The 25,455-nt window shown below is 63.4% G+C and carries 28 protein-coding genes; 10 read left to right on the forward strand and 18 right to left on the reverse strand.

The genetic code is table 11. The features are described 5' to 3' along the window. Positions 1–75 precede the first annotated feature (75 nt). From infA to ACFTSA_RS02875, 9 genes are all read left to right on the forward strand, one after another. Positions 76–297, forward strand: coding sequence for a translation initiation factor IF-1 (gene infA, locus ACFTSA_RS02835; RefSeq protein WP_011775571.1), 222 nt, complete (start codon positions 76–78; stop codon positions 295–297). Positions 298–366: 69 nt separating this feature from the next. Continuing rightward, positions 367–480, forward strand: coding sequence for a 50S ribosomal protein L36 (rpmJ, locus tag ACFTSA_RS02840; protein WP_009358722.1), 114 nt, complete (start codon positions 367–369; stop codon positions 478–480). A gap of 181 nt (positions 481–661) precedes the next feature. Then, the gene (gene rpsM / locus ACFTSA_RS02845; protein WP_003803743.1) at positions 662–1,036 is read left to right on the forward strand and encodes a 30S ribosomal protein S13; all 375 of its coding nucleotides are present in this window, start codon (positions 662–664) and stop codon (positions 1,034–1,036) included. Between the two features lie 70 nt (positions 1,037–1,106). Further along, positions 1,107–1,508, forward strand: coding sequence for a 30S ribosomal protein S11 (rpsK, locus tag ACFTSA_RS02850; protein ID WP_003803734.1), 402 nt, complete (start codon positions 1,107–1,109; stop codon positions 1,506–1,508). A 132-nt stretch (positions 1,509–1,640) separates the two neighbouring features. Further along, complete coding sequence (locus ACFTSA_RS02855; protein WP_003803733.1) at positions 1,641–2,651, forward strand: DNA-directed RNA polymerase subunit alpha; 1,011 nt, start codon at positions 1,641–1,643, stop codon at positions 2,649–2,651. A gap of 78 nt (positions 2,652–2,729) precedes the next feature. Continuing rightward, complete coding sequence (gene rplQ, locus ACFTSA_RS02860) at positions 2,730–3,329, forward strand: 50S ribosomal protein L17 (RefSeq protein ID WP_377949459.1); 600 nt, start codon at positions 2,730–2,732, stop codon at positions 3,327–3,329. 31 nt (positions 3,330–3,360) lie between these two features. Then, complete coding sequence (truA, locus tag ACFTSA_RS02865; RefSeq protein ID WP_377949462.1) at positions 3,361–4,251, forward strand: tRNA pseudouridine(38-40) synthase TruA; 891 nt, start codon at positions 3,361–3,363, stop codon at positions 4,249–4,251. Between the two features lie 127 nt (positions 4,252–4,378). Then, positions 4,379–5,260 (forward strand): response regulator transcription factor, encoded by an 882-nt coding sequence (locus ACFTSA_RS02870; protein WP_377949464.1) that lies wholly within the window; start codon positions 4,379–4,381, stop codon positions 5,258–5,260. 95 nt (positions 5,261–5,355) lie between these two features. Next, positions 5,356–5,841, forward strand: coding sequence for a sensor histidine kinase (locus tag ACFTSA_RS02875; RefSeq protein WP_377949466.1), 486 nt, complete (start codon positions 5,356–5,358; stop codon positions 5,839–5,841). Between the two features lie 48 nt (positions 5,842–5,889). Here the strand turns inward: ACFTSA_RS02875 and ACFTSA_RS02880 are convergent, their stop codons facing one another. Together ACFTSA_RS02880 and ACFTSA_RS02885 are read right to left on the reverse strand one after the other, a co-directional pair. Beyond that, entirely contained in the window at positions 5,890–7,611 is a 1,722-nt protein-coding gene (locus tag ACFTSA_RS02880; protein WP_377949468.1) for a DUF222 domain-containing protein, read from the reverse strand. Positions 7,612–7,771: 160 nt separating this feature from the next. Then, a complete protein-coding gene (locus tag ACFTSA_RS02885) occupies positions 7,772–9,439 on the reverse strand; it encodes a sensor histidine kinase (protein WP_377949469.1) in 1,668 nt (555 codons plus the stop codon). A 251-nt stretch (positions 9,440–9,690) separates the two neighbouring features. On the opposite strand from ACFTSA_RS02885, the gene ACFTSA_RS02890 reads away from it, so the two are divergent. Next, a complete protein-coding gene (locus ACFTSA_RS02890) occupies positions 9,691–10,470 on the forward strand; it encodes a response regulator transcription factor (RefSeq protein ID WP_377949472.1) in 780 nt (259 codons plus the stop codon). A 65-nt stretch (positions 10,471–10,535) separates the two neighbouring features. Here the strand turns inward: ACFTSA_RS02890 and ACFTSA_RS02895 are convergent, their stop codons facing one another. The 16 genes from ACFTSA_RS02895 to ACFTSA_RS02970 all read right to left on the reverse strand — a co-directional run bounded on the left by ACFTSA_RS02895 (position 10,536) and on the right by ACFTSA_RS02970 (position 25,453). Continuing rightward, positions 10,536–10,997: an Hpt domain-containing protein gene (locus ACFTSA_RS02895; RefSeq protein ID WP_377949475.1), complete on the reverse strand. Its 462-nt coding sequence runs from the start codon at positions 10,995–10,997 to the stop codon at positions 10,536–10,538. 104 nt (positions 10,998–11,101) lie between these two features. After that, positions 11,102–11,974, reverse strand: coding sequence for a type II secretion system F family protein (locus ACFTSA_RS02900; RefSeq protein ID WP_377949476.1), 873 nt, complete (start codon positions 11,972–11,974; stop codon positions 11,102–11,104). Between the two features lie 19 nt (positions 11,975–11,993). Further along, positions 11,994–12,926, reverse strand: coding sequence for a type II secretion system F family protein (locus ACFTSA_RS02905; RefSeq protein ID WP_377949478.1), 933 nt, complete (start codon positions 12,924–12,926; stop codon positions 11,994–11,996). A gap of 5 nt (positions 12,927–12,931) precedes the next feature. Then, the gene (locus ACFTSA_RS02910; protein ID WP_377949816.1) at positions 12,932–14,320 is read right to left on the reverse strand and encodes a CpaF family protein; all 1,389 of its coding nucleotides are present in this window, start codon (positions 14,318–14,320) and stop codon (positions 12,932–12,934) included. Between the two features lie 366 nt (positions 14,321–14,686). Continuing rightward, positions 14,687–15,880: a CpaE family protein gene (locus ACFTSA_RS02915; protein WP_377949479.1), complete on the reverse strand. Its 1,194-nt coding sequence runs from the start codon at positions 15,878–15,880 to the stop codon at positions 14,687–14,689. Next, entirely contained in the window at positions 15,877–16,653 is a 777-nt protein-coding gene (gene cpaB / locus ACFTSA_RS02920) for a Flp pilus assembly protein CpaB (RefSeq protein WP_377949481.1), read from the reverse strand. The genes ACFTSA_RS02915 and cpaB overlap by 4 nt, the downstream gene beginning before the upstream one ends. 56 nt (positions 16,654–16,709) lie before the next feature. Further along, the gene (locus tag ACFTSA_RS02925; RefSeq protein ID WP_377949482.1) at positions 16,710–17,732 is read right to left on the reverse strand and encodes a pilus assembly protein TadG-related protein; all 1,023 of its coding nucleotides are present in this window, start codon (positions 17,730–17,732) and stop codon (positions 16,710–16,712) included. Then, on the reverse strand, positions 17,720–18,094 hold the full coding sequence (locus ACFTSA_RS02930) for a TadE/TadG family type IV pilus assembly protein (RefSeq protein WP_377949483.1): 375 nt from the start codon (positions 18,092–18,094) through the stop codon (positions 17,720–17,722). Before ACFTSA_RS02930 ends, ACFTSA_RS02925 begins: the two co-directional genes overlap by 13 nt. A 111-nt stretch (positions 18,095–18,205) precedes the next feature. After that, positions 18,206–18,439, reverse strand: coding sequence for a Flp family type IVb pilin (locus ACFTSA_RS02935; protein ID WP_377949484.1), 234 nt, complete (start codon positions 18,437–18,439; stop codon positions 18,206–18,208). Positions 18,440–18,678: 239 nt separating this feature from the next. Further along, on the reverse strand, positions 18,679–19,557 hold the full coding sequence (locus tag ACFTSA_RS02940) for a type II secretion system F family protein (protein WP_377949486.1): 879 nt from the start codon (positions 19,555–19,557) through the stop codon (positions 18,679–18,681). A 16-nt stretch (positions 19,558–19,573) separates the two neighbouring features. Then, positions 19,574–20,524, reverse strand: a complete 951-nt coding sequence (locus ACFTSA_RS02945; RefSeq protein WP_377949487.1) for a type II secretion system F family protein — start codon at positions 20,522–20,524, stop codon at positions 19,574–19,576. Then, the gene (locus ACFTSA_RS02950; RefSeq protein ID WP_377949489.1) at positions 20,521–22,026 is read right to left on the reverse strand and encodes a CpaF family protein; all 1,506 of its coding nucleotides are present in this window, start codon (positions 22,024–22,026) and stop codon (positions 20,521–20,523) included. The genes ACFTSA_RS02945 and ACFTSA_RS02950 overlap by 4 nt, the downstream gene beginning before the upstream one ends. Beyond that, complete coding sequence (locus ACFTSA_RS02955; RefSeq protein ID WP_377949490.1) at positions 22,023–23,228, reverse strand: CpaE family protein; 1,206 nt, start codon at positions 23,226–23,228, stop codon at positions 22,023–22,025. Before ACFTSA_RS02955 ends, ACFTSA_RS02950 begins: the two co-directional genes overlap by 4 nt. Then, positions 23,225–23,992, reverse strand: coding sequence for a Flp pilus assembly protein CpaB (locus tag ACFTSA_RS02960; protein WP_377949492.1), 768 nt, complete (start codon positions 23,990–23,992; stop codon positions 23,225–23,227). The genes ACFTSA_RS02955 and ACFTSA_RS02960 overlap by 4 nt, the downstream gene beginning before the upstream one ends. A 49-nt stretch (positions 23,993–24,041) precedes the next feature. Next, positions 24,042–25,061, reverse strand: a complete 1,020-nt coding sequence (locus ACFTSA_RS02965) for a TadE/TadG family type IV pilus assembly protein (RefSeq protein ID WP_377949493.1) — start codon at positions 25,059–25,061, stop codon at positions 24,042–24,044. Beyond that, positions 25,049–25,453, reverse strand: a complete 405-nt coding sequence (locus ACFTSA_RS02970) for a TadE/TadG family type IV pilus assembly protein (protein ID WP_377949495.1) — start codon at positions 25,451–25,453, stop codon at positions 25,049–25,051. Before ACFTSA_RS02970 ends, ACFTSA_RS02965 begins: the two co-directional genes overlap by 13 nt. Positions 25,454–25,455: the final 2 nt, after the last annotated feature.

Genomic DNA, 25,455 nt, shown 5'->3' on the forward strand with positions numbered 1-25,455 from the left:
AATCAAATCAAAAACGTCCGCAGTCTTTCATGGTGCAAACCCGAAGGCTGTGGCAAACAACAGTTAGCGGAGGATATGGCCAAGAAGGACGGGGTCATTGAGATCGAGGGCGTAGTGACTGAGGCGCTGCCCAACGCGATGTTTCGCGTTGAGCTCACCAACAAGCACGTGGTCCTCGCACACATCTCTGGGAAGATGCGCCAGCACTACATCAGGATCCTTCCTGAGGACCGCGTAGTGGTGGAGCTGAGCCCTTATGACCTGACACGTGGTCGTATCGTCTACCGCTACAAGTAAACGTTGGGTGGCCAGGCAATTGCCTAAGGCCGCTCCAACGGCCCAACTGCTATCACGCAAAGGAACGCCATGAAGGTCAAGCCGAGCGTCAAGCAGATCTGCGAAAAGTGCAAAGTGATCCGCCGTAACGGCCGGGTCATGGTGATCTGCGAGAACCCGCGCCACAAGCAGCGCCAGGGCTAATTCCCGTCAGGGAATCCCTGGGTTGCTAACCCACGCAAGTAAATAAAGGCAGCACAAGCTGAACTGGGACATTGAGCTAGAAAGAGTCCGGACAGCTAACCCCCGGTCGGAGGCTGGGGCCGCACTGAAAGTGCGGGTGTACTGCCTACGACCTCCGGTTTATTCAAGGAGTACCGCCACTATGGCTCGTCTCGCTGGCGTAGACATTCCCCGCGAAAAGCGGTTGGAAATTGCGCTTACTTACATCTACGGCGTGGGCAAGACCCGTGCACACGAAACCCTGGCTGCCACCGGCATCAGCGCTGACGTTCGGGTCAAGGACCTGACGGACGCGCAGCTGGTAGAGCTGCGTGACTACATTGAAGGCAACTACAAGGTTGAGGGTGACCTTCGCCGCGAAGTGGCAGCAGATATCCGCCGCAAGGTTGAAATCGGCAGCTACGAAGGCCTGCGTCACCGCAAGGGCCTGCCCGTACGCGGTCAGCGTACGAAGACCAACGCTCGTACCCGCAAGGGCCCGAAGCGTACCGTCGCCGGCAAGAAGAAGGCCCGCTAAACCGCATTTGCCTGACGGCAATGTGGGTTCAGCAAGGCCTTCCCCCAAATAACTTTCTGTAGGAGAAGAAATGCCCCCGAAGACTCGTGGCGCGGTTCGCAAGCCGCGTAAGAAGGACAAGAAGAATATCGCGCTTGGCCAGGCGCACATCAAGAGCACGTTCAACAACACCATCGTGTCCATCACGGACCCGACCGGTGCTGTGATCTCCTGGGCTTCCGCCGGTGAGGTTGGATTCAAGGGCTCGCGTAAGTCCACCCCGTTCGCTGCGCAGATGGCTGCCGAAGCCGCCGCCAAGCGTGCACAGGAGCACGGCCTGAAGAAGGTTGACGTGTTCGTCAAGGGACCGGGTTCCGGACGCGAAACCGCCATCCGTTCGCTGCAGGCTGCCGGCCTCGAGGTTGGCTCCATCCAGGACGTCACCCCCGCCGCGCACAACGGCTGCCGTCCGCCGAAGCGCCGCCGCGTCTAAGTACTTTCCGTGCACCGGAGCTTGCCCGGACCCGTTTCGGGTCCGGGCAAGCCCAGCGCGTTAAGTCCTCAGACCGATTTTCCACCACCTGTGTTGCGTCATATAGCGGATGCTCGCCGAAAGGAAACCTAAGTGCTCATTGCACAGCGCCCCACCCTCTCCGAAGAGGTCGTCTCCGAAAACCGCTCCCGGTTCATCATTGAACCGCTGGAGCCGGGCTTCGGTTACACCCTCGGAAACTCCCTCCGCCGTACCCTGCTCTCCTCCATCCCCGGTGCCGCTGTAACCAGCATCCGGATCGATGGCGTGCTGCACGAGTTCACGACGGTTCCGGGTGTCAAGGAAGATGTCACCGAGATCATCCTCAACATCAAGAACCTTTCCGTGTCTTCCGAGCACGACGAGCCGGTTGTTGCTTACCTGCGCAAGCAGGGCCCCGGAGTCGTCACCGCCGCGGACATCGCTCCGCCGGCCGGCGTCGAGTTCCACAACCCGGATCTGCACATTGCCACGCTGAACTCGAAGGGCAAGTTCGAACTCGAACTGACCATCGAGCGCGGCCGCGGCTACGTTTCGGCAGCTCAGAACAAGTCCGGCGACGCAGAGATCGGCCGCATTCCGGTTGACTCCATCTACTCGCCGGTGCTGAAGGTTACTTTCCGCGTGGAAGCCACCCGTGTTGAGCAGCGCACCGACTTCGACAAGCTCATTGTCGACGTCGAGACCAAGCAGGCCATCGCCCCGCGCGATGCCGTTGCTTCCGCTGGCACGACCCTGGTGGAACTGTTCGGTCTGGCCCGCGAGCTGAACACCGCAGCTGAGGGTATCGAAATCGGCCCGTCGCCGACGGATGCTGCCCTGGCAGCAGACATGGCTCTGCCGATCGAGGATCTGGACCTCACCGTTCGTTCCTACAACTGCCTCAAGCGTGAGGGCATCCACACCGTGGGTGAACTCGTTGCCCGCTCCGAGGCTGACCTGATGGACATCCGCAACTTTGGTGCGAAGTCCATCGATGAGGTCAAGGCAAAGCTGGTTGAACTGGGCCTGTCCCTGAAGGACTCCCCTCCCGGTTTCGACCTGGCAGCCCGCGCCGCAGCCATCGAAGAGGACGACGCCGCGTTCAGCGACGACGAGCTCTAACAAGCAGATCTTGGCCGAGGGGCTGGTCCGCACCGTGTTGTGCGCAGCCTCCCGGCTTCCATATGAGGAGAAATAACTATGCCTACCCCCACTAAGGGTCCGCGCCTCGGAGGCGGCCCGGCTCACGAGCGTCTGATGCTCGCGAACCTGGCTTCCGCACTGTTCGAGCACAAGCGGATCACCACCACGGTCACCAAGGCCAAGCGCCTGAAGCCGTACGCAGAGCGCCTGGTCACCTTCGCCAAGCGTGGCGACCTCGCTTCCCGCCGCCGCGTTCTCGGCCTGATCAGCAACAAGGGCGTCGTCCACGAGCTGTTCACCGACATCGCCCAGGCTGTGGAGAACCGCAACGGCGGCTACACCCGCATCACCAAGATCGGCAACCGTAAGGGCGACAACGCTCCCATGGCTGTCATCGAGCTGGTTCTCGACCCGGTTTCCGCCAAGCAGGCTGTTGTAGCCGAGGCCACCCAGGCCGCTGCCGCTGCTGCTCCGGCCGCCGAGGAAGCTCCCGAGGCAGAGGTCGTTGAGACCGAAGCTGCAACCGAAGAGGCTCCCGCCGCTGAGGAAGCTGCTGCTGAGGAAGCTCCGGCTGAAGAGGCTGCTGCTGAAGAGGCTCCGGCCGAGGAAGCTGCCGCTGACGAGGCTGCTGCCGACGAGGCCAAGGACGCGAAGTAATTCGCTAAATCCTTCGCATAGACTTAAGTCTATGAACCACCAAAAACCCGCTGCCCCCGTTTTGGGGGGCGGCGGGTTTTTGCGTATCCGGCTGGATCTGGCGTACGACGGCGGCCCGTTCAGCGGCTGGGCAGTGCAGCCAGGATTGCGTACCGTTCAAGGAGTCCTGGAGGGCGCGCTGGAGCTATTGCTCCGCCGGCCCATACGCGTCACGGTGGCCGGGCGTACCGATGCCGGCGTGCACGCCCGCGGCCAGGTGGTCCACCTCGACCTGACGGAAGCCGAGTGGGTGGGACTGAGCCGTGGCGCGGCAGTCGATCCCGCCGTCGCACTTTTGCGCCGGCTGAGGGGAGCGCTCAGCCGGGGTCTGGGGGACCAGACCGGCGCCATCGTCGTCCACCACGCTGCGGTTGCTCCTGAAGGCTTTGACGCCCGGTTCTCCGCGCTGTGGCGCCGCTACAGTTACCGGATCGGGGACGGCCCGGAGAAGTGGGATCCGCTCGGCCGGTATGACACGCTCTGGCACAAGGCCCCCTTGGACGTGGACCTGCTCAACGAGGGCGCGGGGAAGTTGCTGGGCCTGCACAACTTCCTGAGTTTCTGCAAGCCTCGGGAAGGCTCCACGACGGTCCGTGAGCTGCAGCGATTCGAATTCTCCCGCGGGCAGGACGGCGTCATTGTTGCCACGGTCCAGGCCGATGCGTTCTGCCACAACATGGTGCGCGCCCTGGTGGGGTCGGCGCTGTACGTGGGGGAGGGACAGGAGCGGCCGGAGTGGCTGCACGAGCGCCTGCTGGCACGGAAGCGGGATGCACGTTCCGTCCTGGCCGCGCCGCACCCCCTGGTGTTCGAGGAAGTGGCCTACCCCTCCGACGGCGAACTGCTCGCGCGGGCTGAGCTGACGCGGGCGCTGCGGGAGTAATACGCTGCCCCACTGCTGCCCCGCGATCTTGTGTTGGGGGCGTTGAGGGTCGCGCGTCATTTCCGGGCGCGCGGCTAGTAGTCTGAGACGCAGTCTTTAGTCATGCGGTCCTTACAGGGGGTAAGGGATGAATGATCGTCGCGTCGTTGTCGTCATCGACAGGGATGAGGAAGTCCGGTCCGTGTTGCGGGCCACGCTCGGGGAGGCCGGGTTCGAGGTGCACTGCGCTGCCACCGGCGAATCCGGGGTGGCGTTGGTGCGTGCCAGGCAGCCGGACACTGTCACGCTTGACCTGGCGCTTCCGGACACCGACGGCTACGACGTGCTGCGCCGGATCCGGGAGTTCAGCCACACATACATCCTGATCATCACCGCGCGGAGCGGCCTTCGGGCCACCTTGCGGGGCTTCGATGCCGGGGCTGACGACTATATGGTCAAGCCCGTCCGGCCACGGGAGCTCCGGGCCCGAGTGGACGGCATGCTTCGCCGGCCCCGGCAGCTTACGGTGCCACCGATTGTCACACCGCGGGAGCCGCCCCAGGTGTCCCCGCGGCTGCGGGGCTCTGTCCCGCCGGCGCGGAACCTGCGGCCGGTCAAAACACCCGCGTTGGCGGCGCCCCGACTGCAGGACTCTGTCCCGCCAGCCGCACAGGACCTCGCCGCAGCGCCGGGCTACGCGAACAGCTACGAGCACAAGGGACTGGAGCTCGATTACGCGGCGCGGGCAGCCACTATCGGCGGCCGCACCCTGCAGCTGACCCGCACCGAGTTCGACCTGCTGCACATCCTGTTGCAGCGCGGCACGGGCGTGGTCACCAAGACTGAACTCGTCGGTCTTCTGGGCCTCGTGAAGCGGAAGTCAGGTCCGGATGGCGGCGCAGCCGACTCGCGGGACCCCGGCCGGATCATCGAAACCCACGTTGGCAACCTGCGCCGTAAGCTGGGGGACGACGCGAGGAAACCACGCTGGCTGAAGACGGTCCGCGGGTCCGGCTACACCTTGGCGTAGAGCTATAAGGCCGCGCCTCGGATGCGCCCCTTCAAACGGGGGACACGCCGAAAAGTTACAAGAAAATAACAAGGCGCCGGGCGCACAGTTGGAACATGAAATCACTAGCAAGCGACGACGTCGTCGCAGTCCGTGGCGTTCTTACCGATACGCATCCGGTTGATTTCTATGCGCTTGGCGTCGCGGGGGCGATTGACCGTTTGGCCCTCCCGCTGCGCGAGCGAGGGATCACCGTGCACCTTGAGGCGCCCCACCATGGAATGGAAGTGGACAGGAAGTCCGCCACGCTGCTCTACCGGGCCGCGCAGGAGCTCCTGAGCAACATCCATAAATATGCGGAGGCGTCCTCCGTGACTGTCCGGCTGTGCTGTGTCTGCCGCTCCGGGGACAACCACGCCATCCAGCTTCGCGTGACGGATGACGGCGGGGGCTTCGATGTCGAGGCCGCCACCCACGGCAGGCACTCGGGCATGGGACTGCGCCTCATGCGCCTGGCCGTGACTTCCGCGGGCGGCAGGATGGCGGTCGAGTCCTCACCCTCGATAGGAACGTCTGTCACCGTGACCTTGCCGCTGGACTAGCGGGTCGCGAGATTGGCGCGCCGGTTTCCGCTGCGGGGACGCGCCGGTCTACGCTGCAGGGAATGGTGCCCAATCGGGCAAAGGATCTACTGGCAGCGGTATTTCCGGGCCATTGAGGGAGTCGGGAGAGCCCGGCGGTTCTTGGCAGTCTTGCAGCTCCTGCCAATCTTGGCCGGGTGGCAGTTTCCGCCGGTCTTGGCCGTTCAGCAGTTCTGGCCAGGTGGGTGGTTCCCAGTCCTGGTACTCGGCCTTGTAGGTCCGTCCCATGGGTGAGGTCCAGCCCGGTGGGGTGGCGCGGGTGGCGCCGACTGGTTGCCAAGCCGTACAGTGTTTGAGTTTGTGGTGTTTGGGGCAGGGTTGGCCGAGGTTGGCGACGCCGGTGCCGCCGCCGTCGGCCCAGGCGAGGATGTGGTCGGCGTCGTTGTCCAGGGAGTGGTTGTTGCAGCTCGGGAACGTGCACTTGGCGTCGCGGAGCCGCAACCACTGACGCATCGGTTTGGTCAGCCGGTAGCTGGTGCGTCCGATCTCCAACGGTGCCCCGTCGCGCGGGTCAACAAGCACCCGGTGGAAAGAGGTTGCGCCCTCGGCGACGAGCCGGCGGGCCATGGACGGCGGGATCGGCCCGTACCCATCGAGTGTGGCTGGCTCATCGGACAGGCCAAGCAGGGAGAACACCGGCACCGTGACTAGGACCTGCGCCGCCGGCGACGGCGCTTCGCCATCAGCGAGCACTTCACCGGGCAGGATTGCACCGCAGGTGGCATCACCAATCCGCCCACCCGTAGCCAGTACGTCGCCAGCCCGGGCGCCACGGGCTGGTACATCACCTGCCGGGACGGAATCGGCGGGAAGGAGACCTGCGGCAAAGAATGCTGCGGCCAGGTCGGCCGGCGCACGGCCGTCAACCCGTTGGCCTGGGCCGAGGACCCACGCGGCGAACGCGTCGACGCGGAGCTGGGTCAAGGTCCTGGTTTCGGCCGGGCCCTGCACAGCGCGGGCGGCGGCGGTGGCGCGGTTCCAGATCCCGGCGGCCTGGTCCGCGGGCAGGTACGCCGACAGCCAGGCCATGCCGTCCCGGTCCGGGGTGTATTCCAGCCGCCTGTCCTCCACACACTTGTGGTGGCGTTTTTCGATGCTGTCCTGATGATGCCGTTCCCGCCAATACCTGGCCTTGGCCCGGAACCTTGCCGGTGTCAGTTCCCCGGCCGGGCAACCCCGCGCAAACCCGGGAGCGTCGTGGTCGAGGAAGTGGGTCTCAAAAGCCGCAGTGGCCTCCGGGTCCAGCCCGTCGGTTTCGTCGCACATGATCCGAGCGTGCTGCCACGAAATGCTTCCCGCCCGCAGCGCCGCCAGTGTCACCGGCAGTTGCGTTCCCAGCATGCTTGCTTCAACCAGCAACCGTGAGGCCGTGCCCTCGCTGACGGTCAACGCGCCGGCCACCTCCGCCGTCACCGATATCTGCCGGACGGCAGAGTCCTGCGGGCTTGCAAGTGGGGGCGCCATGGCCGCGTCCGCCGTGGTGTATCCAGTGGCAAGGTGCACCTTTACGGCCGCAAGCTGGGCTTCCATCCCGGCCACCCCGGTCAGGCCGTCCAGGTATGCAGTCGCCTGCTCTCCAAGCGGGTCCAAGCGATCCGGCACCGCATCCGCCCCTGCCGGATCCTTACCCGCCGGGCTAATCTCAGCGGTCCTGCGGAGCTCGGCGGCCAGCCCCAAGGCAGAGGCACTAATAGCCTCCAGCGCCTCAGCAGCAGCCACCCCGTTATCCATACCGAGAGCATGCCACGCGCCCATAACAAAAACGACGCAGATCTATGCCTATGTGGAAAACGGAACTGTGGAAAACGGAAGTGTGGAAAACGAAGCTGTGGAAAACCTGTGCCGCTGGGAAGGGATCATGGTGTGAAAAACCACTCTGCCCCACCCGGCGTCAGACTTCGGGCGTCCCTTCGGCTGGCAGCGTGAGGGTGAAGGTGGTGCCCGCGCCGGGTTTGCTGTCGCAGGAGATGGCACCGCCGTGCCGCTCCACGATGGTCTTGGTGATGGACAGGCCCAGCCCCACGCCCGGAATGGCCGCCTGGCGTGCGGCTTGGGTGCGGAAGAACCGGGTGAAGATGCGCGATGTTTCCTCTTCGCTGATACCCATGCCCGTGTCCTGGACCTTCAGCTGCACCCAGGAGTCACTGCGCCGCGCACTCACGGTGACTTTGCCGCCGTCGGGAGAGTATTTGATGGCATTGGACACCAGGTTGTCCAGAGCCTGGCCGATGCGGAGCGGGTCGGCGTGGGCCCACAGCGGCGCCGGGACGTCGGTGGTGAGGGAGACGTGGCTGGCGTCCGCCTGGGCCTGGACCGAGCCGATGCTGTTCTCGATCAGGCCCGCGAGGTCGGTCCGGCGGGGATGCACGGCCAGAACGGCGGACGCCGACACCAGAAGTTCGGAGACGAGGGACAGCAGCCGCTCGGCATTGCGCTGCACCACTTCGAGCCGGTGCACGGAGTCGGGGGACAGGCTGTCCGCTTCATCCAGCACCAGGTCCACATTGCCCAGGACTGACATCAGGGGGCTGCGGAACTCGTGGGAGACGTTGGAGATCAGCTCTTCCTTGGCAGAGAGTGCCTCGACCAAGCCCGTGACATCGGTGTAGACGATGACCGCCCCACTGAACCCGCCGTCGTCGTTCTTGATAATCCGTGCAGCCGTGGAGACGGCCCTTTGCGTGGATCCCTCGCCCAGCCACACCAGATAGTCGGCGAAAGTCTCGCCGGCAACGGCCCGGCGGATGGGGCGCTTGTCCAGCGGCAGCGGGGTCACCCGGTCCCGGCCGAACATGAGCTGCTCCGCTTCCAGCGGCTGCTCCATGCCGGCGGGCGCCGCGGCCTGCCTGAAGGTTTTCTGCTGGTCGTTGACCAGCACCTTCTGGCCGTCGGCGTCCACGGCCACAATCCCGACGTCGGTGGTGTCCAGGATGGTCTTCAGCAGCCGCTCGCGGTCCTTGCTCTCCACGAGCAGTTCGCGCAGTTCGGCGTCCTTCTTTTCCAGGCGCTGGCGCTGCAGCCGAACATTGGCACCGGCGAACCTGATGGCCACCGAGACTGCCAGCATCATTAGCGGCAGCAGAATTGCGGTGGCAATGTCCGAAGGTGAAATTTTGGGAAACTTTTGCACCAGCGTGGGAATGCCGATGAGGACGGTACCGAAAAAGCTCAGGAATATGGTGGTGCGCGGGTAGTTGTCGGAGCTGGAAAGCCAGATCACCGGGAATATCGCCAGAACTCCGAGTCCGGCCACCGCTGGAACCGCGCCGTTGCGTGCCAGTCCGATGACCACCATGTCGAGGATTGGAATTAGCAGGTAGGCGTTGGGCGGCAGCCGTTCCCAGGGAACCAGAAAGCAGCCTAGAAACGTGGCAACCATCATGACGATGGCTGCGATAAAGACGGGGCTCTCGATCAGCGTGGGCCACACCGCCGGCGCCGCGATCGCCAGCGCACCAAGAATAAGGGTTACCGGGAGTTGGCAGAGCGCCACCTGGACGCGGGGCTGCAGCCGGCGGAAGAATCGGTCCGTGTCGTGGACCAGCACCTGCTCACCCAATGCGGCTGCGCCCGGTACTCGCCTGCACTTCCGAATTCCAAGGCCCCTCGACGTTATATGCACACATGAAGCCCATTATGCACAGCTATAGTTCGGTATTGGAGGGTTTGGCACTACTGACGCGTGTGCGTCTAAAAGATATGGGCAATTTTGGCTCTTTGGGCACTTCTACGTTGTAGCGTAGGTAATCTGGTAAGGCTTACCGCATTGCGCTGGGCCGTGCGGTGGTTTTACCTGGATATGAGGTTGTGGTGGGCGATCTTGGTGTTGCTGTGGTTATCGAGGATGACGTTGACGTCAGGAATCTCCTTGACGCGGTTTTGCAGCAGGCTGGGTTTGAAGTGCACTCGGCAGGGACCGGCCGTGACGGGGTTGATGTGGCCAGGCAGCGCCAGGCAAACGTAATAACTCTCGACGTCGGCCTGCCGGATATCGACGGGTTCGAAGTCCTTCGCCGCATTCGCCAGTTCAGCGATGCGTACATCGTGATGCTTACAGGCCGCGATGAAGAGCTGGACACCATCACAGCGCTTCAGGGCGGCGCGGACGACTATATCGTCAAGCCCTTCCGCCCGCGCGAACTGCGGGCGCGGATAACGGCCATGCTGCGCCGGCCCCGGGTTGCCGGCGAGGCCGCCGCTTCGCCTGCTGCGGAGGCCGGGTCCTCTGGTGCCGCCCCCGCCGGCTCGCGCCGGGGGACGGTGCTTCAGCACAACGGACTGGCTCTCGATACCGAAACCCGGACCGTGAACCTCCGCGGCACGCCCCTCGGACTGACCCGCAGCGAATTCGACCTGCTGCACGAGCTGCTGAGGGGCACCGGCGCGGTGCGTACCCGGGCCGACCTGGTGCGCGTAGTGCGAGGGGAGTTCTACCGCGAGGACACCTACATCAGCGAAGCCGACGAGCGGGCCGTTGAAGTCCACATCGGCAACCTGCGCCGCAAGCTCCGGGAGGACCCGCAGGATCCACGGTGGCTGGTCACCGTGCGAGGGGTGGGTTACCGGCTGGCTCCTAAGCGGGCGGAGTAGGGCCAATAGGTCACGGTCGACGGCGGGCGGCCGGCTAAGTTGCGGCAGACTGCTTTGTGGGCGGCTCAGGCCTCCGGCGGGAGATAGCCCTGCTCCAGGCTGCAGACAGTTTGTTCGCCCGTGAGGGCCACGAATGGCAGCAACCGGCGCACGGCGGGCAGGTCGCCGCTCTTGACGAGGCGTTCCAGGTTCACCGCCAGCTGGGCCAGCCGTGCGGCGCCCACCATCATCGCGGAGTTCTTCAGGCTTAGGACGGCGTCCATGGCGGCCTCGGCGTCGTCATCCTCGATCGACGACTCAAGGTAGGTCCGGCGTTTGTCCCAGATCCTGATGTAGTCCCGGGCGAAGCTGTGCGCCACGCCGGTGCTGCCCATGTCTTCTTCGAGATCGTGTAGGACGTCCAGGTCCAAAACGGGCAAAGTGGCACTCTCCGATTCGTTGTGAGCCCCGCCATCCGGGACGCCGGACACCGGGACGCAGACGCCGTTGGCGCTGCTGTCGGGTGCTCCGGAACCTGAAATGGACATGGCTTAAGGCTACTTTCTGAGGTTGGGAAAACCCTGATTGACCTTGGATCTTGTGGAAACCCTGCGGGTACCTTGTGGTGGGGAAACCTGCGGAAGCTTGCAGTTTACTGGGTGGCGAACGTCTCGATGGTGTTGATGACGGCGGGGCCCAGGACAGCGATGAAGAGCACAGGGAAGATGAAGAAGAGCAACGGGAAAAGGATATTGACGGGGAGCTTCATAGCTCTCTCCTCAGCCCGCTGGCGGCGTTTCACCCGCATCACCTTGGCCTGCACGCGCAGGACGCGGCTGATGGCGATGCCGTAGGTGTCCGCCTGCACGACGGCCTGCACGAAGCTGCGCAGTTCCGGAATGTTGGTGCGTTCGGCAAGCGCCAAGTAGGCCTCGCGGCGGCTGCGTCCCACCTGCATGTCCTGCAGTGTACGGACCAGTTCCTCTGAAAGAGGACCCTTGCCGTTTTCGCCGGCCCGGGCCATGGCTCCCTCGAAGCCGAGACCCGCCTCGACGGAAATGAGCATCTGGTCCAAGGTGTTGGCGAGCTCGAGCTGCATGGCTTTCTGCCGCTCCTGGCCTTTGCTGTAGAGCATCAGGTCCGGGATGAAGTACCCAAGGAAGAAGACGAACAGGCCCACGAGTTTAAGGATGGGTGTCGGTCCCCCCGCGATAATGATGAGGCCAAGGATGCCGCCTACCAGACCCAGTGCGGGCTTGGCGGCAAGCAATCGGCCTAGCGGCATGGACGCCGGCCGGCCAGCGAGGGAGAGGAGCCGATCGAGCTTGTTTACGTAACCCGCGGGTGTCAGACGGTAGCCGATTTTCTCGACAAGACCGGTGTTGGTCTTTTTCTCCACGTCAGCTCGGTGGATTCCCCTGGACAGCAGGATTCGGGCGCTTGACAGCCCTTTCCGGTCGACGGAAAGGAAGGCCCATGTGAGGTAGGCCAGCGGGATGCAGATCAGGAGCAGTGAAAGTATCATCAAAGGATCCACGACCGCCTCAGAACTTCAGGTCAATGATCTTGCGCATCCACAAACCACCGATGGTCATGAGCACAATAGCGACAACAACCATGACCCAGCCCAGAGGCGTGGTGAACATCTTGTTCATGTATTCGGGGTTCATCACCAGAAGTAGCAGGACAATTGCGACCGGCAAGGCCATAAGAATGTATGCGGAGAACTTGCCTTCCGCCGCCAGCGATTTGATGTGGCCCTTGATCTCGCTACGCTCGCGGATGGTCTCGTTCACCTGGTCCAGGACCTCCGCCAGGTTCCCGCCCACCTCGCGATTGATCTGAATGCCTTGGGCGATCCAGACAAAGTCCTCGTTCTTCATACGCTCTGCCGTGTCATTGAGGGACACCAACAGATCCCGGCCGAGGCTGGTCTCCGTCACCACGCGGCGCATCTCTTCCGACGTGGGAGTCTGAGATTCGTTGGCGGCGGCGTCAATGGCGCGCAGGATACTGTGACCGGCGCGGAGACTGCCGGACAGCAACTGGAGAGTGTCGCCCAACTGCTCGTCGAACTTTGCCCGTCTTTTGCCGGCGAGGAAGCCCAGCACCAGATGTCCCACGAAGGGCGCCGCAACAACCAGCAGGATGGCCAGTAGGGGTCCGGCCACGACGAGCCCGATGAGGGCGCCTACGAAGGCCCCCACCAGGATCAGCAGTATGAATTCGGCCTGGCTCAGCCGGAGGCCGGCGTTCTCCAGGCTTTCCCGGTTGAAGTAGCGGATGCCCCTTTTGGCAAGCAGACGCTCGATGGACTGGACTGCGCTGCCGGCGAACCGGGTGAGTTGGGAGTCCGCCTCCGTACGGAAAGGACGACGCCGTTCAAGCGGCACCGTGGGTGTGCGCGGAATCAGGACGGCCACACCGCCGAGGACCACGGAGGCAATCACGAGGACAACGCCAAGGGTCACGATCATGGGAGTCAGCGCCTTTCCGAGGGGACCAAGGGCGCCCCGAAGACGCCGGCCGATACATGGATGCCAAGGTCCTCGAACCGGTCGATGAACCGCGGGCGGATGCCTGTGGGGACAGGCCTGCCAAGGAACTTTCCGTGCTGGTCGACTCCGGCGGAGTAGTCAAAGACGAAGGCATCCTGGAGCGTGACGATGTCGCCCTCCATGCCCTGTACCTCCGTCACATGAGTGATGCGCCGCGAGCCGTCCCTGAGACGCGAGATCTGGACGATCAGGTTCACCGCCGATGCGATCTGCTCACGAATGGCGCGCAGCGGAAGGTCCATCCCCGCCATGAGAACCAGGGTCTCCAGACGGGCGATGGCGTCACGGGGCGAGTTCGAGTGGACTGTGGACAGCGAGCCGTCGTGGCCGGTGTTCATGGCCTGGAGCATGTCCAGAGATTCCCCGCCACGGACCTCACCCACCACAATCCTGTCCGGACGCATACGCAGGGAATTGCGGAGTAGTTCGCGTATGGTGACTTCACCCTTGCCCTCCGTGTTCGGCGGACGGCTTTCCAAGCGGACCACATGTTCCTGCTGGATCTGGAGCTCCACCGCGTCCTCGATAGTCACGATGCGCTCGTCTGACGGGAGGAAGGAAGACAGGACGTTTAGCAGGGTGGTCTTTCCGGTGCCGGTACCGCCGGAAACGATGATGTTGAGCTTGGCCTTAACACAGGCGTTGAGCAGCTCGGCCATCTCCGGCGTGAGGGTCCCGAAATCGATGAGGTTCTGCACCGTGAGGGGCACCTTGCTGAACTTACGGATAGTCAGCGAAGAACCACCGACGGCGAGCGGAGGGATGACAGCGTTGACACGGGAGCCGTCCTCCAAGCGTGCATCCACCAGCGGCGAGGACTCATCGATGCGCCGGCCCACCCTGGAAACGATCCGCTCAATCACCTTACGGAGGTGATCTTCGGAACTGAACCTTGACTCCGTCAAGGCCAGCTGCCCCTTACGTTCCACATAGATCTGATCCATCCGGTTCACCATGATTTCGGTGACGGCGGGATCATCCAGCAAACGCTGGAGCGGGCCGTAGCCGAGCACGTCATCAGCCACGTCTGCCACCAGGCGGGTCCGCTCGTCCGCGGTCAGAGGTACCTGCTCGGCATCGATGATGCGGATGAGCTCGTCGCGGGCTGTCCTGCGAAGTTCTTGTTCCGTGAGTGCCGAATCGTTGAACCGTGCCCCCATGCGTTCAAACAGTGCCGTTGCAGCGCGCTGCTTGAGGGCAGCGAACACGTCCACCGGCTGCTGGGTCTTGGTCTTGAATGGCTCGGTCTGCGCTGTGGCGCCAGCTTGGACTGGTGCCGCTGGCACAGGCAGTCGGCGGCCCGGAGTTGGCATGCCGGGAGTGCCAGCAACGGGCTTGGCGCGCTCCTCCACGGCGTCCGGAGCAGGGGCGATTACCGCAGCGGGCGTTGTGTGAGCGGGCGACGCACTTTGTTCCTGACCAGCCTCCGCCTGGGCAGCAGCTTCAGCTGCACGCCGTGCCGCACGCGTCTGGTACGCGGCCACACCGGAGATCGGCCGTGGGGCCGCGCTCATCGACGACGCAGCTGCGGTCTGGACCGGCGTCGCGGCAGCGCGCATGAGCGCGGGTTCGGAAGCAACCTGCGCCGACGCGTGCAGAGGAGCAACCGGAACGTGCAGCGGAGCACCGGGAACTTCCGATCTGAGCTGCGCGGCCTGGATGCGTTCAGAAAGCTTCATCTAGACGACCACCCGTCGGTGGGCGCTCCGCTGTTCTTTGGCACCAGCGGCCGGACCCAGCCGGTCTACAAGCTGACTCAAGCCCTTGGCGGCGGGGTCCTTCTTGGCATCCAGCAGCACCGGCATTCCGCGGTTGGTGGACAACGTCACCGCGCGGGAACGGGGGACGCTGATGTCCACGGGAGCTCCAATGGTGGCTTCGATGTCCTGCACTGAGAGGCCGCACTTGGGATCGGCCATGTTTAGGACCACGTGCCGGCCTTCCGGCAGAATCTCCAACTGACGCAGAATGTCCATGCCTGACCGGAGGCCACGAACGCTGGGGATATCCATTGCGCTGACCCACACGACGTCTGTGCAGGCTTCCATGGCGGCCAGCCCAATTTCGGGCAGACCGGGCGCGGTATCCACCACGACGTACTGGAATTCTTCGGCGAGCTGTTCGAGCAGGCGCGTGATCTGTTCCGGCGTGATGTAGTCGGCCTCCACAGGGCTGAGGGGCGCACACAGTGCATAGATGCTGGCAGGGTGAACGGTGAGGAAGGCCTTGAGCACCAGGGTGTCCTGGGCCGCGGCTGGCGAAACGGCGTCGGTGACTGTGTACCCCGGATTCAGGTACAGCCCCGAAGCAACGTCACCGAACTGCAGGTCCAGGTCCACAAGTACCACGCTCATGGGGGCCAGCTTCCCCAACCCAACGGCGAGGTTGGTGGCAATGGTCGTCTTGCCCACGCCGCCCTTGGGGGAGAATACCCCGATAACCGCGCCCCGGTGGTTTTCCGCGGGGCCTTGATGCTCGGTCCGGTGCCGATTGGCGAAGGATTGGCAGGCGCGTTCCAATAGCACGCGAAGCTGGGCGGGATCGGCAGAGGGGCTGAGGACGTCGCGGACGCCAGCCCGCATGGCCTGTAGGACCAGGGTTGGGTCCGGTTCGCTGACGAGGAGCACCATCAGGTTTGGAACCTGCACATCCAACACAGTAGCCAGGCGTAGTGCCTCGTCAATTGGCAGGTCCGGGCCGAGGATCAGGACCTCCGGCTGTTCCTGGTTCAGCTGGGCGAACAGGTCGTACGGGCCAGCGGGCAGGATGTTCGTTAGGAAGGTCTGAACGCCGCCTTGGAGCCCGCCGGCCACGGCCTGCCGCAGGCGGCCGTCAAAGTCCGGGTTTGGCGTGATCAAAACGAAGCGGCTCACTTGTACACCTCACTCCGCTGAATGATCCGTGGACCGCTGTCCTTGGCGTTGGTGGGTTCCTTGCTCAGCCACACCTTGGCGTACTCGGCAGCGAAGACGATCTTGGCGGCGTCGACATCGCTGACAGCGACGGTCAGCATGAGGGAGCCCGTGGGAAGCGTGGTGTCCTGGGGATCGGCAGCGTTCGGATCGGCGCTTGCCGTAGGTGAGGGTTGAACAGTGGCAGCCGGCTCAGGAGCCCGCTGGACAGCCGTCACCAAGGCCTTGCGCACCGTCAGTTTGGTGGTTTCTGCATCGATCTTGTCTTCCAAACCGCCCTTGTCGAGGTTGACGAAGACGCCAACGTGGTCACCCGGAGCTAGCCGTCCGCCTACAACCCGGTCAGGTTCGAGCTGGAAGGAGACTTCCTGTAAGCCTGCCGGGATGGTGACAGAGCCAACAACTTTTACGTCTTCGGGGGCCACGAGACGCTCGGAAACCAGCTGCTCCCCGGGTACCAGGTCCACGGCAGCGACCTTGCCCTTGGAAGCATCCAGCGACTTCAGCGATGATCCAGTGACAGCCGATGCAGGCAACTGTTCTGTGGCGAGGGAAGCTCCCATTGATTCAACCGGGGTTCCGGCGCGAATCGCCGCCTTGACCACCAGGACGTCCACAGGCTGAAGGTTCTGAACGGCACGCTGGTCTGCGCCCTGGGCGTAAGAAATCACCAGCATAGCCCCCACGAGAGCGAGGACTACCGCTGCCGCGCCTGCCAACAACCGAGACTTCACGAACTGCTCCTGAGAATTTGTATCAATGAACTGCAGAACTGATGCGCTGCAGGGAACTAACTGGTCAATTCGACGATCGTGGCGCCGTTAGGGCTAACGGGCCCCAGCTTGTAACCGTCGGCGAGGGACACGTACTTGACGAACTTCCCGATAATGCCGCGGCAGCTGCCTTTGCACTCCAGGCTCTTGGCCGCGGGAGTGTTGTTGTAGACCATGGGCAGCTTGTCTGCGCCGCTGAAGGCCCAGCCCTGGACACTGAAGGCGGCAAAACTCTTCAGGTGATAGCTGGCTCCTGAACCGGTTCCGGTCACGTCGTCGTAGACAGGGAGCAATACGATGACTTGCCTTCCCGCAGTGAGCTCGCTGGCCCAATTGTTTAGAATGGCGTCACAGTTTGATGGTCCGTCATTGCCGGTGGCGCCGCCACTTTGGTTTAGGGCCAAGTTGATCAGGCCACCGCATTGGCCTGTGTTCTGCGAGGTCCAGCCGAAACCGCCGGGGACGGTCTTACCGGCTGGTCCAAGCGGACAGTCAGCGTTCGCATCAGCCGAGTGGTTCTGTAGCAGTTGCGCGGCGCCGTCTACCATGCCCGAAACCTGACAGATGGAGAACGCCAGCGGAAAGACGATGGTGCCTTCCACCGGGCTACCCCACCTCACACTGGAACTGGCATTCACTTCGGCGCTCTGGATACCCAGGACGCCCGCGAAAAATAGGGACACGGAATTCGCGGATGCGCCCGACTCCTTGGCACCAGCAGTTACTGTCACGGTGCGGTTTGTCTTGTCCAGGGCGATGGACTTTACGTTGCTCAATCCGTCGATAGCGTTCTTGTTTGCGAGGTCTGCAGCTAGGGGAGAAGTAGCGGAACATTCGGCGTCAGTGTCGTTCTTGGCGCATTTCTGAGCCATCATGAGAGCTGCGGCGTCGGAGCCGTTCTGCAGTTGCGCCCGTTCTGCGTATAGTTTGGCGACGTCGATGGCGAGCGCGGCAAAGCCGAGCATTATCACCATGAGAAGGGCAACGATAACCGCAATTCCACCGCGCTCTCCGTCAGAAGGATCGCTTAGCCGCCGCACAGCATGGTTCCTTTCCCTGTCATAGCAAATGGGCCGGCAATTCCGGTCAATGTGCTGAGGTTGTAGCTCACGGTGACTGTCATCTGCGTACCCACCGTGCAATCAGTGGCGCTGAACGTGATGTTGGCGTCGGCCAAGGGTGGGCTTAGCTGAGTCGCTGCATTTTTTGCGGCCGTCCTTGCGCTGGTCTGGCTGTTATTGATTGCCATGGACCGCACACTTTCGCGAGCGGCGTTCGTCAGCGTGGTCTGCACGTTGTAGGCGCGTCCCAATTCCATGATTCCTAGGAGCAGCATGACCAAGATTGGTGCCAGAAGCGCGAACTCGACAGCTACGGCGCCGCGTTCCGATTCTCTTACCATTGGGGTGGTGTGCCTTCCTGCAAAAGCGTCCCGGAGCCTCGGCACAAGGAAGTGGAAAATGAACCGGGTAGCGAAGGGCTGGCCTCCGCTACCCGGTGTGGACCGTGGTTACTATGAGCAGCTAGCGGCCACCGCAGGAGGTCCTGCCACAGCGGCGTGGTAGGTCTTACCCTGAACGCCACAGGCAGCGCTCTGGAACATGGTCGAGATCTGGCCGCCCAGGAAGGTGACGGCGAGGACGATGGCAACGGCGATGAGAGAAACCATCAGACCGTATTCAACGGCGGTAGCGCCCTTTTCGTCGCGACGGACCTTGGCAGCAGCGTTAGAGAAGAAAGCAAGCATTTTTTACTCCTGAGCGAGTGTTGGAAAGCTGGTCCATCACCAGCTCTGTAAAAAAGCTAGCAACGGAAATCCGCCTCAAGTAGGTTCTTTGCACACTCCTGAGCCAACCTTTAGCGCCCTGCGCATTTCCTGCGCTTGCCTTGCGCAAACCTTGAATCTTGAAGCTTCGAACGGCCCTAAAACAGGTAGGGCCCTCCCGGTTACAAGAACCGAAAGGGCCCCACACACCCGCCAAGGACCTACCCCGTGAACAGCGAAATGATGCTCATCACCGTCGGCCCCAGCACCACGATGAACAGGGTGGGCAGGATGAAGAAGATCAGCGGGAACAGCATCTTCACCGGGATCTTCATGGCGTGCTCCTCGGCGCGCTGCTTCCGCTTGATCCGCATGTCTTCCGCCTGGGTTTTCAGGACGCCTGCAATTGCCACGCCGTACGCATCCGCCTGGACCACTGCCCGGATGAAGCTGCGCACGTCCGGCACATCCACCCGCTCTGCCATGGCGAGGTAAGCCTCCTTGCGGGACCGGCCAACCTGGATGTCCTGGAGTGTACGGATCAGCTCCTCAGCCATTGGACCTTTGCCGTTGACGCCGGCGCGTCCCATCGCCGCTTCAAACCCGAGGCCTGCCTGCACCGAAATCAGCATGTGGTCCAGAGCGACCGGCAGCTCCAGCCGGATGGCTTCCCGCCGCTTCTGTGCACGGTTGCGCACAAGGAGGTCCGGAGTGAAATAGCAAAGAGCAATGAACCCCAGCATCATGAAGAAACGCTGTGCCGACGGACTGCCAACAAAAAACAGATAGCCAATCGCGGCGCCCCCGAAGGCAAGCAGCGGCTTGACCATGATGAGCCGGGCCAATGGCCAGTCCTTGGGCCGGCCGGCTCCCGCGAGCTGCCTGTCCAGCCACGCGACGTAGCCCTTCGGCATGATGCGCTGGCTGACCAGCATCAGCTTCTCGTCGACGCTGAGCGCCGGGCCCTTGTTCTTGGAGACCCGGCCGAGGTTTGCCTGGATGTTGCGGAGCCCCGCCCTGTCGCCCGTGAAGGCGAACCATGTCATGACAGTCACGGGTGCGATCACTGCAAGGATCGCCGCATAGGCCACAGGCTGCATGATGACCACCTTCTTCCTAGAACTTGGGTTTGACGATCCGGCTGAGCCAGAAGCCGCCGGCCGTGAGCAGGACGATGGCCGCCGCGATCATGAGGTAACCGGGCAGCGTGCTGGTGAAGGTGCGGGAGTACATCTCGTTGAAGAACGTCAGTCCGATGAACATCACCACCGGCAGAGCCATGAGGACGATTGCCGACATCCGGCCTTCGGCGCTCAGGGCCCGGATCTGGCCGCGCACCTGGTTGCGGTCCCGGACGGTGTCGCCCAGGTGGTCCAGCACCTCCGCCAGGTCACCGCCCACCTCGCGGTGGATCTCGATGGCCTGCGAGATGGAGAGAAAATCCTCGCTCTGGGTGCGCCTCGCCACGTCCGCCAGGGCTTCGCCGAGATCCCGGCCGATTCTGGTTTCGTTGACAATCCGCCCCAGCTCTTCAGACATCGGCGGCTGGCTTTCCTGCCCCGCCGCGTCCACGGCGCGGAGCAGGCTGTGGCCGGCCCGCAGCCCGCCGGAGAACATCTGCAACGTGTCCGGCACCTGCTGGTCAAACTGCCGACGGCGGCGCGCCGCCAGGGCATTGAGCAGCAGGTGCAGTCCCAGCGGGGCCAGCAGGGTCAGAAGGACAGCGGCAAAGAGACCGGCAAGGAAATACCCGACGACGGCGGCCGTCAGGGTGATCACCCCCGCCATGATCAGGTAGTCACCCGGTTCCTTCTTGAGCCCGCACTCATCCAGCCGGTCCTGGGTTAGCAGGCCCGTGCCGCGCTTCCTGAGACCCTTGTTGAGCGCGCCCACCGCCTGGTCAGTCAGCCGGGTCAGCGGCGAGGACTGGGCAGGGACATCGGGCCGACGGCGTGACATGGGAAGTCCCGAATTTGGCCTGAGAGCCACGCCGAAGACCAGGAAGATTGCGAGGTACAGCAGCACCAGTGCCAGCACGAAAACGCCATAGTCGGCGGTCACGGTCACCGCCCCCTTGGCGCGGCTGGGCCGGACGGCGCCACACCAATCAGGGATGCCCCGAACACTGCCGGCGAGACTTCGATGCCGAGCTCGGCGAAACGCTCAGTGAACCTCGGCCGGACGCCCGTCGGCACCGGCTTTCCGAGGAAGCGGCCGTTGGCGTCGATGCCGGCTGAGTAGTCAAACACGAATGCGTCCTGCAGGGTGACGATGTCGCCTTCCATGCCTTGCACCTCGGTGATGTGGGTGACCCGGCGCGAGCCGTCGCGCATCCGGGTGATGTGCACTACCAGGTTGACGGCGGAGGCCAGCTGTTCGCGGACGGCCCGGAGTGGGATATCCATTCCTGCCATCAGCACCAGCGTCTCGAGCCTGGCTATGGCATCCCGGGGTGAGTTGGCGTGAACGGTGGAGATGGAACCGTCGTGGCCGGTGTTCATGGCCTGCAGCATATCGAGGCATTCGCCGCCCCGAACCTCACCCACCACGATCCGGTCCGGCCGCATGCGAAGCGAGTTCCGGACCAAATCCCGGATGGATACCTCACCCCTGCCCTCGATGTTCTGCGGACGGCTTTCGAGCCGGATGACGTGCTCCTGCTGAAGCTGGAGTTCGACGGCGTCCTCGATGGTCACGATCCTGTCCTCGGCCGGGATGAAGCCCGACAGCACATTGAGGAGCGTCGTCTTGCCGGTGCCGGTTCCGCCGGACACGATGATGTTCATCCGGGCAAGAACGCATGCGTGCAGGAGCTCCGCCATCTCGGGGGAGAGGCTGCCCAGCGAAATGAGATCCTGGACCGTCAGCGCTTCCCTGCCAAACTTGCGGATTGTCAGTGCCGGCCCGTTGACAGCCAGGGGCGGGATGATCGCATTGACGCGCGAGCCGTCTGCGAGCCGCGCGTCCACCAGTGGCGAGGACTCGTCGATCCGGCGGCCCACCTTGGACACGATCCGGTCGATCACCCGACGCAGCGCGTCATCGGAGCTGAACTTGGTGTCCGTGGGGAAGATGCGGCCCTGCCGTTCCACGTAGACCTGGTCGTAGCGGTTCACCATGACCTCGGTGATGGACGGGTCGTCGAGGAACCGCTGGATGGGGCCGTGGCCCAGGACGTCGTCGATGATGTCCCGGATGAGCCGCTGCCTCTCGGGGCCGGAGAGTGGAACCTGTTCCTCGTCGACCACGATCTTCAGTTCGTCCCGGACAAACTGGTGCAGTTCCTCGTCGTCAAGGGTGGAGTCGGTGAGCCGCGAACCCAGCCGTTCAAAGAGCGTCTGCGTTGCCCGCTCCTTCAGGGTGTTCAGGGCCTCGCTGGCAACCGAAGCGACGGCAGGTGTCTCCAGGGCTGCCGTGGCGCTCGCCGCCGAGCCAGCTGCCTGCTCCTCGTGCTTCTTGCCCAGGGTGGCCGCAACCGGTTTGGGTTTGAAGACGTCAGCCGGCTGTGGCTTTTCGGCGTTAGCCTTGGGCTCGCCCCGGAGGTTCTGGAACCGGTCTGTGAGGTTCACTGGACTACCGCCCTTCTGTGCAGCTTCTTGTGGGGTCTTTCTTCCCAATTCGGTTTGAAGCGCTCCACCAGCTGGCGGAGCCCCTTTGCGGCGGAGTCCCGGCTGCCGTCCTGGAGGATGGGCACCCCCTTGTTCGTGGAATATGGCAGCGTCTTGGAGCGGGGGAGCGCAACGTCAACGGGGGAGCCGATGGTGGCTTCGATGTCCTGCAACGTGAGGCCTGCCCGCCGGTCCGTCATGTTCAGCACCACGTGCCGTTTCTCGGGTACGAGGCCGAGCTCGGCCAAGATCTGGAAGCCTGTCCGAAGGCCCCGGATGCTGGGAATGTCCATTCCGCAGATCCAGACGGCATCGGTGGCCTGCTCCAGCGTCGCCAGGACGTGCTCGCCCAAACCGGGTGCCGTGTCCACCACGATGTAGTGGAACTCCTCCCGCAGCTGGCTGAGGAGCCGGCTCACCTGCTCGCCCGAAATCCTGTCCATCTCGACCGGGTTTCGCGGCGCGCAGAGGGCGTAGATCCCTGCGGGGTGGACGGTTAGGTACGCCTTCAGGACCATGGAGTCCTGGCTGGCTGCTCCTACTACGGCATCGGTGATGGTGTGTTCAGGGTCCAGCATCAGACCACTCGCAACATCGCCGAACTGCAGGTCCAGGTCCACGATCACCACGCTCATAGGGGCAGCCTTGCCAAGGCCGACGGCGAGATTGGTGGCCACGGTGGTCTTGCCCACCCCGCCTTTGGGGGACATGACCGCGATGACCCGCCCGCCTTCACCGTGGTCGGCGTGCTCTGATGCCCCGGGGGCCAAACCACGACGGCGGCCTGCCGCCGCGAGGCTGGCCCGCTCCAGCAGGACACGGATGGCGTCCGGATCCGCAGCCGGGTCGAGCAGGTCACGGACGCCCGAACGCATGGCCTGGAGGACTACTTCCTTGGTTTCAGGCACCACCAGGACAACGCTTATCTCGGGGTACTGCAGATCCATGACGGACGCCAGTTTCAATGAGCCGTCGACGGGGAGGCCCGGTCCGAGGATCAGCACCTCCGGCGGCTCGCCCACGAGTTGCCGGAGGAAGTCCTGCGGGCTCTCGGGCAAATAGTCCGCCTGGAACACACGGAGCGAACCGTGCATGCCTGAGACGGCCAGCTGGATGCGCCGTTCGAAGTCGGCGTTGGGGGTGATGAGGACGAAGCGGCTCATCGGAACAGCCTTCCGGTGTTCACGACGCCGGACGTACCTTCCACTGCGTTGGCCGGTTCCTTGGAGAGGTAGACGGTTCCGAACTCGGTGGCGAAGATGATCCGTTCAGCATCGCCGGAGTTGCGGGCCAAGGTGATGAGGTAGCCCTCATTCGAGGTAGACCCCTTCTTCGCGTTGAGGGCACCTTTCGACGACTCTTCCGTCGCCACCGTCTCCTGCGACTTCGCGGTACTGCCGTCACTGAACTGTGCCGCCGTGACCAGGACCTTGTGGAAGGTCAGCTGCGTCTTGCCCGTCTTCGCCGTGGAGTCCTGCACGGAGAGGAAGACGCCTACGGTATCGCCCGCCGCGAGTGTGCCGCCCACCACGCGTTCGATGGGGAGCTTGAGGGTGATCTCCTGCATGCCAGTTGGAACCTGTACCCTGGCCGGACCGAGGATGGACGCTGCGTCCACCATGCGGGTGGCGAGGAGCTGCTCACCCGGCATCAGGTCTACGGCGGCGACCTTCTGTCCAACCTGGTTCAGGTCCGTCACGGCTCCGGCAGCAACTGCCAGTTTTGGTACTTCTTTCCGAACGACTGCGCCTGCCACCTTGTCTATTCCGGTCCCGGCTGCAACGGTCTTTTCTACGACGTACACGGACTCGGTCTCCGTGTCAGCCAGGGCGCGCTTGTCCGCATTCTGTACGTACGAGACCAGCAACACGGTTCCGATGATTGCCACAAGCAGCGCGGCAATGCCTCCCAGTAGGCGAGTTTTCACTGTTTTCCCCTTAAGAATTGTTTGTTGTCGTCTATCTATGTGCCAGCCCTTAATCGATGAGCTTGATAATTACGGTTCCCAAATTCGTCCCACCGCCCGATCCCCCGGTAAAGGAGTCGATTGACTCGAATTTAATGAATTGACCGATGACGCAGCGGTTGTTTCCTCCGGAGCATGCGAGGGCGCTTGTCATTCCCGGAGAGGTGGAAGTATTGCGAAACTCGTAAACACCGTTGTTGCCGAACTTCCAGCCCCAGATCTTGAATGTCGCATAACCAATAATGTGAAACTGGCCGTTTTGTCCCTGGTTGGTGGCATTGTCGAAGATGGGAAAGGCGACATCGACTTCCCCGCCGGCAAGGATGGTTGCCTTCCATCCGGAAAGGACGTTTTGACAGTCCGTAGGGGGATTGTTGCCCGGGTCCGAACCGATCTGGTTGTTGCCGTTTTGGGTGGTTGCCACGCACGGAGAGCTTCGGTCCAGCCAGCCCCAGCCCCCCGGGATCTGTGTCCCTGACGGCCCGGTGCACGTTCCACCCGGCTTGTAGGAGATTTTCTGGACCTCTCCTGTGGCAAGCGCTGCGGAGAGGTTGTAGCAGTGGTTTGAAATCGCCAGGGGAAATCCCGAGCCGCGGGTGGGGAACTCCAGGGCGGCGGTTGCATGGGCTCCCACGGTCGCCGGGGGCGCATTGACGGCCGAACTGAACATCTGCCGCAGGAAGCCCGCCCCACTTGTACCGTCACGGGTAGTAGTTCTGACGGTGACCTGGTTGGCTACGGACATATCTACCTGGAGCACCTTGGACGACGCGTCGTTTGAATTGCTGTTGGCCAAGTCCTGGGCGATGGCTTCCGCCTGGGACTGGGTACACCCCGTTGCATGGCAAGCCTGGGCAATGGCTATCGCGCCGGCATCCGCAGCGTTTTGCAGTTGCGCCCGTTCGGCGTAGATCTGGCCGACGTCCACTGCCAGTGCGCCCGCGCCCATGAGCACCAGCATCATGACGGCCACCAGGACTGCTGCCGCGCCACGTTCCTGCTCGATCCGGGAATTTTTCAGCCGCCGCATCGCATGGCTCCTACTCCGGTGACCGTGACAGTGCTGCCGAAGATGCCCGTCAGCGTGGCCGCCGGGTATGTGATGGTGACCGTCATGTTCTGGCCAGCAGCACAAGATGCCGGGCTGAAGGCGTACTGAAAGTTCCCGGTCGTGAGCCCCGGGGCGCCGGCGGCCGCGGCCGTGGCTGCTGCGCCTTGGTCGTCCTCGATGGCCATTTCCCTGGCTGCCTCCCGGGCGGCCTGGGTAACGGATATCTGGAGGTTGTAGGCATGGGAAAACTCCACGATGCCTGCCACCAGCGCCAGAAGGATGGGTGCGATCAAGGCGAACTCGACGGCGACGGCGCCGCGATCCCGCCGAGCGCGTTTCCCTGTGCTGGAGCGTGAACTGCTGCGTATCACTG

This window comes from Arthrobacter sp. NPDC057013, assembly GCF_042674585.1.
Taxonomy (GTDB): domain Bacteria; phylum Actinomycetota; class Actinomycetes; order Actinomycetales; family Micrococcaceae; genus Arthrobacter.

Coding starts and splice junctions, on each gene's coding strand:
- infA (WP_011775571.1), top strand. CDS start 76: ATGGCCAAGAAGGACGGGGTCATTGAGATCGAGGGCGTAGTGACTGAG.
- rpmJ (WP_009358722.1), top strand. CDS start 367: ATGAAGGTCAAGCCGAGCGTCAAGCAGATCTGCGAAAAGTGCAAAGTG.
- rpsM (WP_003803743.1), top strand. CDS start 662: ATGGCTCGTCTCGCTGGCGTAGACATTCCCCGCGAAAAGCGGTTGGAA.
- rpsK (WP_003803734.1), top strand. CDS start 1,107: ATGCCCCCGAAGACTCGTGGCGCGGTTCGCAAGCCGCGTAAGAAGGAC.
- rplQ (WP_377949459.1), top strand. CDS start 2,730: ATGCCTACCCCCACTAAGGGTCCGCGCCTCGGAGGCGGCCCGGCTCAC.
- truA (WP_377949462.1), top strand. CDS start 3,361: ATGAACCACCAAAAACCCGCTGCCCCCGTTTTGGGGGGCGGCGGGTTT.
- ACFTSA_RS02870 (WP_377949464.1), top strand. CDS start 4,379: ATGAATGATCGTCGCGTCGTTGTCGTCATCGACAGGGATGAGGAAGTC.
- ACFTSA_RS02875 (WP_377949466.1), top strand. CDS start 5,356: ATGAAATCACTAGCAAGCGACGACGTCGTCGCAGTCCGTGGCGTTCTT.
- ACFTSA_RS02880 (WP_377949468.1), bottom strand. CDS start 7,611: ATGGATAACGGGGTGGCTGCTGCTGAGGCGCTGGAGGCTATTAGTGCC.
- ACFTSA_RS02895 (WP_377949475.1), bottom strand. CDS start 10,997: ATGTCCATTTCAGGTTCCGGAGCACCCGACAGCAGCGCCAACGGCGTC.
- ACFTSA_RS02900 (WP_377949476.1), bottom strand. CDS start 11,974: ATGATACTTTCACTGCTCCTGATCTGCATCCCGCTGGCCTACCTCACA.
- ACFTSA_RS02905 (WP_377949478.1), bottom strand. CDS start 12,926: ATGATCGTGACCCTTGGCGTTGTCCTCGTGATTGCCTCCGTGGTCCTC.
- ACFTSA_RS02910 (WP_377949816.1), bottom strand. CDS start 14,320: ATGCCAACTCCGGGCCGCCGACTGCCTGTGCCAGCGGCACCAGTCCAA.
- ACFTSA_RS02930 (WP_377949483.1), bottom strand. CDS start 18,094: ATGGTAAGAGAATCGGAACGCGGCGCCGTAGCTGTCGAGTTCGCGCTT.
- ACFTSA_RS02935 (WP_377949484.1), bottom strand. CDS start 18,439: ATGCTTGCTTTCTTCTCTAACGCTGCTGCCAAGGTCCGTCGCGACGAA.
- ACFTSA_RS02940 (WP_377949486.1), bottom strand. CDS start 19,557: ATGCAGCCTGTGGCCTATGCGGCGATCCTTGCAGTGATCGCACCCGTG.
- ACFTSA_RS02955 (WP_377949490.1), bottom strand. CDS start 23,228: ATGAGCCGCTTCGTCCTCATCACCCCCAACGCCGACTTCGAACGGCGC.
- ACFTSA_RS02965 (WP_377949493.1), bottom strand. CDS start 25,061: ATGCGGCGGCTGAAAAATTCCCGGATCGAGCAGGAACGTGGCGCGGCA.